The following is a 12,443-nucleotide window of genomic DNA, read 5'->3' as shown; positions in this document are numbered from 1 at the left end:
ACGTTATGGAAAAAAAAGAAACAATTATTGAAATCACAAATCTTCATAAAAAATTTGGAGATAACGAAGTTCTTAAAGGAATAACACTGACAGTTTACAAAGGCGAAAACCTCGTAATACTTGGTCGTTCGGGTTCTGGAAAATCAGTAACTATCAAATGTTTGGTTGGTTTGGTTCCAGCTGACGAAGGCGAAATAAAAGTATTTGATACGGATATTACAAAACTAAAAAAGACCGAACTCAACACTTTGCGTGTGCGAATAGGCTTTATGTTTCAAAATGGTGCTTTGTACGACTCGATGTCCGTCAGGCAAAATCTAACCTTTACGCTAAAACATCATACGAAAGACATTGAAAAAGAAGCGATAGAAACCCAAATCAATGAAGCCTTAGAAAATGTTGGATTACTAGAAGCTATCGATAAAATGCCCGCCGATTTATCTGGTGGAATGCGCAAAAGAATTGCCATGGCTCGAACCGTAATTATCAAACCCGAAATCATCCTTTATGACGAACCAACTTCTGGCTTGGACACTATTACAGCTAGAGAAATTAGCGAACTGATGGTTTCCATTCAAAAAAAATACCAAACCACATCTATTATCATCACACACGATATGGCTTGCGCCAAAAGTACGAGCGATAGAATATTGATAGTAAAAGATGGAGTCATTAATGCCGAAGGAACATACGAAGAACTGGAAAAAAGCGATGACGAATGGGTAAAATCATTTTTTATATAATTTAAAATCAAAACCATGAAAAAAAATAATAACTACATCTGGAAATTAGGAATGTTTGTCATCATTGGCTTGTTCCTTTTTGTAGTCACGATCTATTTTATTGGAAAAACAAGAAACCTTTTTGGCGAAACCTTCCAATTAAAATCGGTTTTTAAAAACGTTAGCGGATTAAAAATTGGAAACAACGTTCGCCTTTCGGGTATCAATATCGGAACGGTAAAAGAAATTGAATTTGAAACCGATTCTACAGTTATTGTTACCGTTGTCATCAAAGAAGAAATGTTGCAATACATCAAAACCGATGCCATTGCCAGTATTGGTTCCGATGGATTAATGGGCGATAAAGTATTGACCATTTCACCCGGAAAAACTTCTAACAAAGCTGTAAAAAATAACAACACTATCGCTTCTACCAAAGCCATTGAAATGGAGGACTTGATGAAAAGCGTAAAAGTAAGCGTTGACAATGCTGCTATAATAACCAATGAATTGGCTGTTTTTAGTCAAAAAATGAATAACAACGATGGCGCATTATCCAAAATAATGAACGATAAAAAATTGGCTCAATCTATAGAGAATACACTTTTCAATATTGAAACAGGAACGGAAGGTTTTGCTTCTTTCACTAGCAAAATGAACAACAATAACAGTGTACTTTCCAAATTTACCACTGATGAAAAATTAGCAAAATCACTTGAAAATGCTTTCACCAATATCGAAAATGGCACACAAAACTTTTCAACGTTTACTAACAAAATAAACAATACCAACAGTATCTTCTCTAAACTAGCCACTGACGAAAAAATGGGCAAATCACTCGACTCAACTTTTATCAACATACAAGACGCAACCAAAGGTTTGAACGAAAACATGGAAGCACTGAAACACAACTTTCTTTTTCGTGGTTATTTCAACAAAAAGAAAAAAGCAGCAGCAAAAAAAGCTAAAGCAATTCAAGAAGCAACCCAAAAAGAAGCCGACAACAAGACAAAACTCCTCAAAAAATGATAATTATATAAATCTTTAACAAAATTATGAAAGAGAAAATAGCACAACTAGAATGACCTTTGACTATTCAAAATCTACTAATGCTAAAAAGAGATTGTCTAACAAAATGATTGCAACGTAAGAATAAAACAGAGTTACATTATCAAATGTATTGTTATCAAAAATCAAAACTCGTTTAATCTTTCTTTGAATACTATTACAAACGCTATCATCTATCTGACAATCTCTTTTCTTTTTTAAACTCCACTTTTTTTTTAAATATGTGAATTATAAAACTCTTCACCATAGTAGTATAACTTCAAAAGAAAGAATCCAAACGAACTTTACACTATTATAAAAATGAATTTATAATTTTAAATACAACACCATGTTAGAAGTAAACAAAAAAGTAAAAAAAGTAGTTGACGAAGCTACCGAAACTCAAAAAGTAATTAACAACCACGAAGAAGCAGCAAAACACCACGAAGCTGCCGCACATCATCATAATGAAGCTGCAAAGCATTATAAAGAAGGAAACAAAGAAACAGCCTGCGGATGTGGGATGAAAGCCAAAGGCGAAAGCAAACTGGCTAAAAAACTCCAGAAAAAAAACCTGAAAAAATATGCCACCGTCGCCAAATAATCCTGTGACCAAAGACATCAAAAAAAGCACTAATCAACTGGTGCTTTTTTTTAATAAAATTATCCGTTATGTCATCAAAAGATACACTAAATAGTAATATTCTAGCCATTACCCTAAAAATAAATAATCAATATCCTGAATTGTCTAAGTTTCTAAACGAAATGCCTGCTACAATTCCCAATCAAGAAAATCCCGAAGTAAACAATCACTCCTTAGAGCAATATTACAATTCATTAGTTGACCTTTTGAAAGAATACAAAGAAACGCATCAAGTCAAAATGGGAATTATACAAATCAATTCGAAAATACTATAACACAAAAACCCTATTCATGGCTGAACTTTGACAGTATTCAAAAACGCATAAAAACAATTTAATCTTATGAAAGAAACACACACAAAACAACTAAGTATCTCGATGATGAGAGCTAAATTCCTTGCACTATTAGTAGTTACAGGACTTCTAATTAGTCTAAGTTTGACAAGTTGCAAATCCAACTCCGAAAAAGAAGCGGATGCTTTAGAAAATCTAAACGAAGCTAATGAGAACATGGAAAATGTAGAGACAGAAGTAAGCAACGACAGTGTCAGAAAAGCCAATGATGAAGAATGGCAAATGTTCAAACGTGAAGCTCAAGAAGCTATTGCTGCCAATGAAAAACAAATTATCTCATTGCGCGATGCACTAAAAAAACCTGGAAACAAATTCACCGAATCCTACACCAAAGCCATTTCTGATCTTGAAGAAAAAAACGACGGACTACAATCTCGAATTGACAACTATGAAAACAACCAAACCAATTGGGCCAATTTCAAACAAGAATTTAAAAATGACATGGACAATCTTGGTCAAGATATTAAAAACGCAACCGAAAAAAATAAATAATGAGCAATTTACTCTACACCGTAGCCATCGTGCTAGTCATTCTATGGGCAATTGGATTTTTCGCCTATAGCGCAACAGGAATAATACACATCCTGCTAATAATTGCTGCCATAGCAGTTATACTCCGTTTAATTCAAGGAAGAAAATTATAAAACAAATACAACAATAATGGAAACAAACAAAGTGATTTTAGGTGTTCTTAGCGGAATAGCCATCGGAGCAGTTGCAGGAATACTTTTTGCCCCAGCAAAAGGAAGCAAAACAAGAAAACGAATTATGAAAAAAGGAACAGACTATACCAGCGAATTAAAACATAAATTCGATGACATCTACAAAGACATTACCCACAAGTATGAAGAACTAGTAGAAGACACCAAAGAATTTGCTGAAAACAACAGTCTAAAGTAAAACTATAACTAGTTTAAAAAAAATAGAGTAAAACTATGTCGGGTTTTGCTCTATTTTTGATTCATATCAATTAGCAACCAAAACCTTAGCCGGTCTAATTGGTTTACTTGAATAATTAGCTGGATGCAGTAACTTGTGCTTTGCCAAAAACAAATAAGGCGCATCATCAACACAATCTTCTAACACCACAAACAAACCATTTCTAAAACAATAACCTCGATAATTTGATGGTATAGAAGAAGCTGTAACCCAAATAGTATTGGCTTTGTAAAGAAACAAACCCGAAGTTTTATCATAATATGCCTCGAGATTAGGATAATAATTATATCTCGAAACCACAGCACTTTTCACCTTGGATTTATTTTGAATAAAAACAGTATCCAACGCCACTTGCGAACTAAGAAACTGTGAAGAGAAAACAAAAAATCCAACTACAAGCAAACTACTCTTTTTCATGACAAATATTTTTTTAGATTACACTAATACTATCTAATAAAATTACGCACCAAAAACACAAAAACCCTTATACAATAAAACATTATAATTGCATAATAGTCAGAAGATCAATCAAAGTATAATCATTAAAAAAAAGTAGTATTTTTGCTTAATTAAGGCTGTTGTTATTTTCAATCCTAAATATAAAACAAACATGAAATTCATCTATTGTAAATTACTTTTTATATTTTTAATACTAACGAGTTGTTCAAACGCATCACAACCTAATGATCCAATTCCTAAACACGAAACCTTTACTATCCAATCGAAACAAGTTGGCGAAAAAAGAATAATCAACGTTTGGACACCACCCGAATATAATACTAACAACGACTCGTTACCCGTAATGTATATGGCAGATGGAGGAATTAAAGAAGACTTTCCACATATTGCCAACACCATTGCTGAATTAATAAAAACAAAAAAAATAAGTCCTATCATTCTCGTTGGTATAGAAAACACACAACGCAGAAGAGATTTAACAGGATTTACTGAAATAGCGAAAGACAAAGAAATTGCACCAGTGGTTGGTGGTTCTGAAAAATTTAGAGCCTTTATTAAAGAAGAACTCTTTCCAGAAATTAACAAACGATACCGAACAACAGACGAAAAAAGTATCATTGGCGAATCATTATCAGGACTATTTGTAATAGAAACATTTTTTCTAGAACCTGATATGTTTGACCAATATATTGCATTTGATCCTTCCTTATGGTGGAACAATCATTATTTGGTTAAAACAGCTAAAGACCGTTTGACAAAATCCCCTACTACTAATAAAAAATTATGGTTTGCTGGTTCCAATGCTGAAGATATTTATGTCCATACCAAAGAATTAGCAACTATTTTACAATCAGTAAACAACAGCAATATAAAATGGAATTATTCCAACGAACCCAAAGAAGAACATGCCACCATCTTTAGAGCCACAAAAGAAAAGGCATTCCTCTGGACATTTGGAACAAAATAAAAACAAGATTTACTTTTAAACAAAAGAAAATATAGATTAAAAACAATGCAGTTTCTTAGCTATTAAGGTTAAGAAGTTAAAAGTTCAAATGCTATATAATTAATCAATTTCACTTTTTTATTAAACTGCGGAAAATCTTCAATTTCAAACAAATAAATAGATACATCTTTTTATAATTCACAATTACCGATTTAAATAATCGTTACATTAAGTAACTTAATCATTTGATAACAAAAAAAACTACCGTAATCGATTTATGTTTCATAACTTTATTTAAACAAATAAATCATGGAAACAAATTGGATAACAATCGGCGCTGTAATTATTTTAGCAATGAGTTTAATAATCTTTCTCATCAAGCGTAACCTCAAAGACAAAAAAGAATTAGAAACCTTTTTGGAGAATAATGACATGCCAATAGACAAAGAAAATGACGAACCAAACAACAAGATATAATCAAATACAAATTAAAATTATTTTATAAAATTCATATCTTTGAGAATACCAATAAAAAATCGATGAAAAGTACACATGAAATAGCTAAACGATTTAGAGAAGTCATTTTAAATGGAACATGGATAGCCAATACTAATTATAAAGACCAATTAGACAATCTTGATTGGAAAATCGCTACAACCCAATTCCAATCGCTAAATACTATTGCTATTCTTGCACAACACATTCATTATTATATCAAAGGAATAAATAATGTATTCAAAGGTGGAACACTCGATATCAAAGACAAATTTAGTTTTGATTTTCCACTTATAGAATCACAATCCGATTGGGAGAACTTCCTTTCTATTTTTTGGACTGACGCAGAACTATTCGCGACACTAATTGATCAAATGCCCGATGAAAAACTACAGCAAGTATTCACAGACGAAAAATATGGTACTTACTATCGTAACATAGATGCAATGATAGAACACGCTTACTACCATCTAGGTCAAATCGTACTAATTAAAAAGTGTTTAGCAAACAATTAGAAAGCCTTTTCTTTAGTAATCTTTTCAAACAATTGTAAAAAAAAATATTTTTTTATTAAATACTATGCGCGCATAATAAATTTTTTATATCTTTGAATTCCCAACTAAATCGTTTTAGTAAAATACGGAAATCAAATGAGAGAAAAAACAATTGACTATATTCTTCGTGCAACTTGGCAAGCTGTTTCAAGAATGTACAACGAAGAAGCTTCAAAATTTGATGGTTCAATGGCTATAGGTTTTGCTCTTTTAAGCATAGACAAAGAAGAAGGAACTCCATCAACAGCTATCAGTTCTAGAATGGGAATGGAGGCAACTTCTCTAACCAGAACCTTAAAAACATTAGAAGAAAAAGGTCTAATCATACGAAAGAAAAATCCAGATGATGGTCGTGGCGTTTTAATCTACCTGACCGATTTAGGTAAACAAATGAGAGAACAATCAAAAACCACCGTATTAAAATTCAATGAAGTAGTAAAACAAAACATCTCAGAAGAAAAACTAAATCATTTCATTGAAGTTGCAGATGTTATAAATGATTTAATAACGGAGAAGAAGATATTTTAAATTTAGATAATAGAGGAGAGACGGATAGATGATAGACAAATCCGAATTTAAGAAAAAGTCTTTCATCTTTTAGTCCATTATCTCTTCTCTCAAATAAAAAAAAAAATGAAACGAACAATTAAAAAAGTGGCAGTAGTTGGTTCTGGAATAATGGGTTCTGGAATTGCTTGTCATTTTGCTAACATCGGTTTAGAAGTACTCCTTTTAGACATTGTGCCCAACGCACTAACTGAAATCGAGGAAAAGAAAGGACTAACTTTAGAGAGTAAAGTCGTTCGCAACCGTGTGGTAAATGACCATTTAGCAAATGCTTTAAAAAGCAATCCATCGCCTATTTACAGTCAGAAATTTGCAAGTCGAATTACAACTGGAAACACGACAGATGATATGTCCAAAATTGCAACTTGCGATTGGATTATCGAAGTTGTGGTAGAACGTTTGGACATCAAGAAATTGGTTTTTGAACAAATCGACAAATTCCGTAAACCCGGAACATTGGTAACGTCAAACACTTCGGGAATTCCTATTAAGTTTATGAGCGAAGGCAGAAGCGATGATTTTCAAGCACATTTCTGTGGAACGCATTTCTTCAATCCAGCTCGCTATTTGAAATTATTCGAAATCATTCCAGGTCCAAAAACTTCACAAGAAGTATTGGATTTCCTTTTTGAATACGGTTCAAAATTCTTAGGAAAAACTTCAGTTATAGCAAAAGATACTCCAGCTTTCATCGGAAACAGAATTGGTATTTTCGGAATTCAAAGTCTATTCCACCAAGTAAAAGAAATGGGATTAACCATAGAAGAAGTTGATAAATTAACAGGTCCGGTTATTGGTCGTCCAAAATCGGCAACCTTCAGAACTGTGGATGTCGTTGGTTTAGATACGTTAGTTCACGTAGCCAACGGAATTTATGACAATTGTCCAAATGACGAAGCACATGACTTGTTCAAACTACCCGATTTCATCAACAAAATGATGGAAAACAAATGGCTAGGAAGCAAAACTGGTCAAGGATTTTACAAAAAAGAAGGCAAAGATATTTTGTCTTTAGACTTAGATACATTAGAATACAGAGCAGCAAAAAAAGCATCGTTCGCAACCTTAGAACTAACAAAAACTATCGAAAAACCAATTGATAGATTCAAAGTTTTAGTAAAAGGAAAAGACAAAGCAGGTGATTTCTACAGAAAGAACTTCTCGGCAATGTTCGCTTATTGCTCAAACAGAGTTCCGGAAATCACTGACGAATTCTACAAAATCGACGATGCCATGAAAGCTGGTTTCGGTTGGGAAAACGGACCATTCGAAATTTGGGATGCCATTGGTGTAGAAAAAGCCATTGCCATGATGGAAGCCGAAGGTTACAAACCAGCAACTTGGGTAACGGATATGTTGATTTCAGGAAATAAATCGTTTTATTCTGTTAAAAATGGTAAAACATGTTTCTACAATATTTCATCAAAAGCTCAAGAAGAAAAACCAGGTCAAGATGCCTTTATCATTTTAGATAATATCAGAGAAAGTCACAAAGTTTGGGGTAATTCAGATGCATCAGTTATCGATTTAGGTGACGGAATTTTGAACTTAGAATTCCACTCTAAAATGAATACTATTGGTGGTGGTGTTTTAACCGCAATCAACAAAGCAATCGACTTAGCTGAAAAAGACTGTAAAGGATTAGTGATTGGAAATCAAGGAACTAATTTCTCAGTTGGAGCTAACATCGGAATGATTTTCATGATGGCTGTTGAGCAAGAATACGACGAATTGAATATGGCTATCAAAATGTTCCAGGACACTATGATGCGAGTTCGCTACTCTTCTATTCCAGTAATTGTTGCGCCACATGGAATGACACTTGGTGGTGGATGTGAAATGAGTATGCACGCCGACAGAGTGGTTGCCGCTGCTGAAACCTATATTGGTTTAGTAGAATTTGGAGTGGGTGTAATTCCTGGTGGTGGTGGTTCTAAAGAAATGGCAGTTCGTGCAAGTGATTTATTCCGCAAAAATGATGTGGAATTAAACGTTCTTCAAGAAAATTTCCTAACCATCGGAATGGCAAAAGTTGCAACTTCAGCTTATGAAGCATTCGACTTGGGAATTTTACAAAAAGGAAAAGACATCGTTGTGGTAAACAAAGACCGTCAAATTGCAGTAGCTAAACAAGTAGCATTACAAATGGCTGACCAAGGATATACTCAACCAGTAAGAAGAACCGACATCAAAGTATTAGGTAAACAAGCATTAGGAATGTTCTTAGTAGGAACCAACCAAATGGTAGCAGGAAAATACATCTCTGAACACGATTTGAAAATTGCTAACAAACTAGCTTATGTAATGGCTGGAGGCGATTTGTCAGAACCAACATTAGTAAGTGAACAATACTTATTAGATATCGAACGTGAAGCTTTCTTGTCACTTTGTACTGAAAGAAAAACGTTGGAAAGAATTCAATTCATGCTTACTAAAGGGAAACCGTTAAGAAACTAAACTATGAAGACTGCATATATTGTAAAAGGATACCGCACAGCGGTAGGGAAAGCTCCAAAAGGAGTATTTAGATTTAAAAGACCTGATGAGTTAGCAGCAGAAACCATCGAACACATGATGGCACAATTGCCTGATTTCGAAAAAAAAAGAATTGACGACGTAATGGTTGGAAACGCCATGCCAGAAGCTGAGCAAGGTTTGAATGTGGGACGATTAATTTCCTTAATGGGATTAAAAGTTACAGACGTTCCAGGGGTAACAGTAAATAGATACTGCGCTTCAGGATTAGAAACAATCGGAATGGCAACGGCTAAAATCCAAAGTGGAATGGCTGATTGTATCATCGCGGGTGGCGCTGAAAGCATGAGTTTTATCCCAATGGGTGGATATAAACCTACTCCAGATTACGCCGTAGCAAAAGAAGGTCATGAAGATTACTATTGGGGAATGGGTTTAACGGCTGAAGCTGTTGCTAAACAATTCAACGTTTCTCGTGAAGATCAAGATGAGTTTGCTTTCAATTCGCATCAAAAAGCGTTGAAAGCACAAGCCGAAGGTAAATTTGACAAACAAATTGTTCCTATCACAGTGGAGCAAACCTTTATCAATGAAAATGGTAAAAAAGAAACCAAATCGTATGTAGTAAATAAAGACGAAGGTCCAAGAGCCGACACCAATATTGCTGCTTTAGGAAAACTAAAACCAGTATTCGCAGCCGATGGTTCAGTAACAGCTGGAAACTCTTCACAAATGAGTGATGGTGCGGCTTTCGTATTAATTATGAGTGAAGAACTAGTAAAAGAACTTGGCGTTACTCCTATTGCACGATTAGTAAATTTTGCATCAGCAGGTGTTGAACCAAGAATTATGGGAATTGGTCCAGTAAAAGCTATTCCAAAAGCACTAAAACAAGCAGGTTTAACCTTGAATGACATCGATTTAATCGAACTAAACGAAGCATTTGCCTCTCAATCATTAGCTGTTGTTAGAGAATTAGGTTTAAATCCTGATATCGTAAATGTAAACGGTGGCGCGATTGCACTTGGACATCCACTAGGTTGTACTGGAGCAAAACTATCAGTTCAATTATTTGATGAAATGCGTTTAAGAAAATCCAAATACGGAATTGTAAGTATGTGTGTTGGAACTGGACAAGGTTCTGCTGGAATTTACGAACTTCTATAAAAAAAGCAACACAGATTTAAGAAATCAAAAAAATTATTAAAATTTCTCAAATTTCTTAAATCCGTGTTACAAAAAGCTAAAACTATTAAAATTAAAAAACATAAAACCATGGAAGATATAACAAGAGGTGGACAATTTTTGGTAAAAGAAACCAAATGTGAAAATGTCTTTACACCAGAAGATTTCTCGGAAGAGCAAATCATGATGCGCGACAGCGTTAAAGAATTCGTTGATAAAGAAATTTGGCCAAACAAAGACCGTTTTGAGCACAAAGACTATGCTTTTACAGAAGAAATGATGCGTAAAGCAGGAGAAATGGGCTTTCTAAGCGTTGCCGTTCCAGAAAATTATGGCGGAATGGGAATGGGATTTGTTGATACGTGTCTGGTTTGTGATTATATTTCGGGTGCAACAGGTTCATTTTCTACAGCTTTTGGTGCGCATACTGGAATTGGAACGATGCCAATTACTTTATACGGAACCGAAGAACAAAAACAAAAATACGTACCAAAATTAGCCTCTGGTGAATGGTTTGGAGCGTATTGTTTAACAGAACCTGGCGCAGGATCAGATGCGAATTCAGGTAAAACGAAAGCGGTTCTTTCAGAAGATGGAACACATTACAAAATCACGGGACAAAAAATGTGGATTTCTAATGCAGGTTTTTGTTCGGTTTTCATTGTTTTCGCCCGAATTGAAGATGATAAAAACATCACTGGTTTCATTGTAGAAAATGATCCAAGCAATGGAATTACCATGAACGAAGAAGAACATAAATTAGGAATTCGTGCTTCTTCTACACGTCAAGTTTTCTTTGCAGATACTAAAGTTCCTGTAGAAAATATGTTGGCTGCTCGTGGCGAAGGTTTCAAAATCGCTATGAATGCCTTAAATGTTGGTCGTATCAAATTGGCAGCCGCTTGTTTGGATGCGCAACGTCGTGTAACTTCTAACGCTGTGAACTATGCTAACGAAAGAATACAGTTCAACACGCCTATTTCCTCTTTTGGAGCCATTCGTTATAAATTGGCAGAAATGGCAACTTCCGCTTATGCTGGAGAAAGTGCAACCTATCGTGCGGCAAAAGACATTGAAAACCGCATCAAACTTCGTGAAGCTGAAGGCGCAAGTCATCAAGAAGCCGAATTAAAAGGAGTTGAAGAATTTGCTATCGAATGTTCTATCTTGAAAGTAGCCGTTTCGGAAGACGTTCAAAACTGTGCTGATGAAGGAATTCAAATTTATGGCGGAATGGGATTCTCTGAAGATACACCAATGGAAAGTGCTTGGCGTGATGCTCGTATTGCTCGTATCTATGAAGGAACGAACGAAATCAACAGAATGCTATCCGTTGGAATGTTAATCAAAAAAGCGATGAAAGGTCACGTTGATTTGCTTGGACCAGCCATGAAAGTGCAAGAAGAATTAATGGGAATTCCATCATTCGATACTCCTGATTATTCAGAACTATTTTCGGAAGAAAAAGAAATGGTAGGCAAATTGAAAAAAGCTTTCCTAATGGTTGCTGGTGCTGCCGTTCAAAAGTATGGAATGGATTTAGATGCACACCAACAACTATTAATGGCTGCTGCCGATATGTTGATTGAAATTTACATGGCAGAAAGCACCATTCTAAGAACTGAAAAGTTAGCTAAAAAAGAAGGAGAAGACAAAGCCAAAGAGCAAATTGCTATGGCAAAATTATACTTATACAAAGCCGTAGATATTGTTGCTGCCAGAGGAAAAGAAAGCATTATCTCTTTTGCCGAAGGCGACGAACAACGAATGATGCTTATGGGATTACGCCGATTTACAAAATACACCAACATGCCTAATATTGTTGGGTTGAGAGAAACTATTACAGCTAAGTTAGTGGCTGAAAATAGTTATTGTTTTTAAGTTTAAATAATTAATTGTTTCGAAAAACCACCTCTAAACGGGTGGTTTTTTGTTGTAATACTATTTATGTAGTTTTATTTTATATTTTTACGATAACAACAACTTATATACGATTGTAACTACTTGTAAAGATTCACAAACTAACTTGTGACAATCTGTTTGTTAGGCTGCATTCTC

At 34.6% G+C, this 12,443-nt stretch carries 15 protein-coding genes; 14 read left to right on the top strand and 1 reads right to left on the bottom strand.

The genetic code is table 11. The features are described 5' to 3' along the window. Positions 1 to 5: 5 nt before the first annotated feature. The 7 genes from BC748_RS02525 to BC748_RS02495 all read left to right on the top strand — a co-directional run bounded on the left by BC748_RS02525 (position 6) and on the right by BC748_RS02495 (position 3,665). Positions 6 to 743, top strand: a complete 738-nt coding sequence (locus BC748_RS02525; protein WP_133531889.1) for an ABC transporter ATP-binding protein — start codon at positions 6 to 8, stop codon at positions 741 to 743. Positions 744 to 758: 15 nt separating this feature from the next. Beyond that, positions 759 to 1,751 carry an MlaD family protein gene (locus tag BC748_RS02520; RefSeq protein WP_133531888.1) on the top strand — a complete coding sequence of 331 codons (993 nt, stop codon included), beginning with the start codon at positions 759 to 761 and terminating at the stop codon, positions 1,749 to 1,751. 367 nt (positions 1,752 to 2,118) lie between these two features. Next, on the top strand, positions 2,119 to 2,373 hold the full coding sequence (locus tag BC748_RS02515; RefSeq protein ID WP_133531887.1) for a hypothetical protein: 255 nt from the start codon (positions 2,119 to 2,121) through the stop codon (positions 2,371 to 2,373). Between the two features lie 68 nt (positions 2,374 to 2,441). Beyond that, positions 2,442 to 2,687, top strand: coding sequence for a hypothetical protein (locus BC748_RS02510; protein ID WP_133531886.1), 246 nt, complete (start codon positions 2,442 to 2,444; stop codon positions 2,685 to 2,687). 66 nt (positions 2,688 to 2,753) lie between these two features. Continuing rightward, on the top strand, positions 2,754 to 3,257 hold the full coding sequence (locus BC748_RS02505; RefSeq protein WP_133531885.1) for a hypothetical protein: 504 nt from the start codon (positions 2,754 to 2,756) through the stop codon (positions 3,255 to 3,257). Continuing rightward, positions 3,257 to 3,409 carry a lmo0937 family membrane protein gene (locus BC748_RS02500; protein WP_133531884.1) on the top strand — a complete coding sequence of 51 codons (153 nt, stop codon included), beginning with the start codon at positions 3,257 to 3,259 and terminating at the stop codon, positions 3,407 to 3,409. The genes BC748_RS02505 and BC748_RS02500 overlap by 1 nt, the downstream gene beginning before the upstream one ends. A gap of 16 nt (positions 3,410 to 3,425) precedes the next feature. Continuing rightward, positions 3,426 to 3,665, top strand: a complete 240-nt coding sequence (locus BC748_RS02495; RefSeq protein WP_133531883.1) for a YtxH domain-containing protein — start codon at positions 3,426 to 3,428, stop codon at positions 3,663 to 3,665. A 66-nt stretch (positions 3,666 to 3,731) separates the two neighbouring features. Here the strand turns inward: BC748_RS02495 and BC748_RS02490 are convergent, their stop codons facing one another. Then, positions 3,732 to 4,121, bottom strand: coding sequence for a hypothetical protein (locus BC748_RS02490; RefSeq protein ID WP_133531882.1), 390 nt, complete (start codon positions 4,119 to 4,121; stop codon positions 3,732 to 3,734). Positions 4,122 to 4,314: 193 nt separating this feature from the next. On the opposite strand from BC748_RS02490, the gene BC748_RS02485 reads away from it, so the two are divergent. The 7 genes from BC748_RS02485 to BC748_RS02460 all read left to right on the top strand — a co-directional run bounded on the left by BC748_RS02485 (position 4,315) and on the right by BC748_RS02460 (position 12,266). Beyond that, a complete protein-coding gene (locus tag BC748_RS02485) occupies positions 4,315 to 5,130 on the top strand; it encodes an alpha/beta hydrolase (protein WP_133531881.1) in 816 nt (271 codons plus the stop codon). Between the two features lie 288 nt (positions 5,131 to 5,418). Further along, positions 5,419 to 5,586, top strand: a complete 168-nt coding sequence (locus BC748_RS14135; RefSeq protein ID WP_162846389.1) for a hypothetical protein — start codon at positions 5,419 to 5,421, stop codon at positions 5,584 to 5,586. Positions 5,587 to 5,648: 62 nt separating this feature from the next. After that, positions 5,649 to 6,119 (top strand): DUF1572 family protein, encoded by a 471-nt coding sequence (locus BC748_RS02480; RefSeq protein ID WP_133531880.1) that lies wholly within the window; start codon positions 5,649 to 5,651, stop codon positions 6,117 to 6,119. Between the two features lie 135 nt (positions 6,120 to 6,254). Next, a complete protein-coding gene (locus BC748_RS02475) occupies positions 6,255 to 6,686 on the top strand; it encodes a MarR family winged helix-turn-helix transcriptional regulator (protein WP_133531879.1) in 432 nt (143 codons plus the stop codon). A 105-nt stretch (positions 6,687 to 6,791) separates the two neighbouring features. Next, the gene (locus tag BC748_RS02470; protein ID WP_133531878.1) at positions 6,792 to 9,182 is read left to right on the top strand and encodes a 3-hydroxyacyl-CoA dehydrogenase/enoyl-CoA hydratase family protein; all 2,391 of its coding nucleotides are present in this window, start codon (positions 6,792 to 6,794) and stop codon (positions 9,180 to 9,182) included. A gap of 3 nt (positions 9,183 to 9,185) precedes the next feature. Next, positions 9,186 to 10,367: an acetyl-CoA C-acyltransferase gene (locus BC748_RS02465; RefSeq protein WP_133531877.1), complete on the top strand. Its 1,182-nt coding sequence runs from the start codon at positions 9,186 to 9,188 to the stop codon at positions 10,365 to 10,367. 108 nt (positions 10,368 to 10,475) lie between these two features. After that, on the top strand, positions 10,476 to 12,266 hold the full coding sequence (locus tag BC748_RS02460) for an acyl-CoA dehydrogenase family protein (protein WP_133531876.1): 1,791 nt from the start codon (positions 10,476 to 10,478) through the stop codon (positions 12,264 to 12,266). Positions 12,267 to 12,443 lie beyond the last annotated feature (177 nt).

It is taken from the genome of Flavobacterium dankookense (assembly GCF_004362665.1).
Classification (GTDB): domain Bacteria; phylum Bacteroidota; class Bacteroidia; order Flavobacteriales; family Flavobacteriaceae; genus Flavobacterium; species Flavobacterium dankookense.
This window is presented reverse-complemented; position numbering and strand designations above follow the sequence as displayed.

Bases quoted from the DNA above. Each gene is read 5' to 3' on its own strand.
- BC748_RS02525 (WP_133531889.1), top strand. From the start codon at position 6: ATGGAAAAAAAAGAAACAATTATTGAAATCACAAATCTTCATAAAAAA.
- BC748_RS02520 (WP_133531888.1), top strand. From the start codon at position 759: ATGAAAAAAAATAATAACTACATCTGGAAATTAGGAATGTTTGTCATC.
- BC748_RS02515 (WP_133531887.1), top strand. From the start codon at position 2,119: ATGTTAGAAGTAAACAAAAAAGTAAAAAAAGTAGTTGACGAAGCTACC.
- BC748_RS02510 (WP_133531886.1), top strand. From the start codon at position 2,442: ATGTCATCAAAAGATACACTAAATAGTAATATTCTAGCCATTACCCTA.
- BC748_RS02505 (WP_133531885.1), top strand. From the start codon at position 2,754: ATGAAAGAAACACACACAAAACAACTAAGTATCTCGATGATGAGAGCT.
- BC748_RS02500 (WP_133531884.1), top strand. From the start codon at position 3,257: ATGAGCAATTTACTCTACACCGTAGCCATCGTGCTAGTCATTCTATGG.
- BC748_RS02495 (WP_133531883.1), top strand. From the start codon at position 3,426: ATGGAAACAAACAAAGTGATTTTAGGTGTTCTTAGCGGAATAGCCATC.
- BC748_RS02490 (WP_133531882.1), bottom strand. From the start codon at position 4,121: ATGAAAAAGAGTAGTTTGCTTGTAGTTGGATTTTTTGTTTTCTCTTCA.
- BC748_RS02485 (WP_133531881.1), top strand. From the start codon at position 4,315: ATGAAATTCATCTATTGTAAATTACTTTTTATATTTTTAATACTAACG.
- BC748_RS14135 (WP_162846389.1), top strand. From the start codon at position 5,419: ATGGAAACAAATTGGATAACAATCGGCGCTGTAATTATTTTAGCAATG.
- BC748_RS02480 (WP_133531880.1), top strand. From the start codon at position 5,649: ATGAAAAGTACACATGAAATAGCTAAACGATTTAGAGAAGTCATTTTA.
- BC748_RS02475 (WP_133531879.1), top strand. From the start codon at position 6,255: ATGAGAGAAAAAACAATTGACTATATTCTTCGTGCAACTTGGCAAGCT.
- BC748_RS02470 (WP_133531878.1), top strand. From the start codon at position 6,792: ATGAAACGAACAATTAAAAAAGTGGCAGTAGTTGGTTCTGGAATAATG.
- BC748_RS02465 (WP_133531877.1), top strand. From the start codon at position 9,186: ATGAAGACTGCATATATTGTAAAAGGATACCGCACAGCGGTAGGGAAA.
- BC748_RS02460 (WP_133531876.1), top strand. From the start codon at position 10,476: ATGGAAGATATAACAAGAGGTGGACAATTTTTGGTAAAAGAAACCAAA.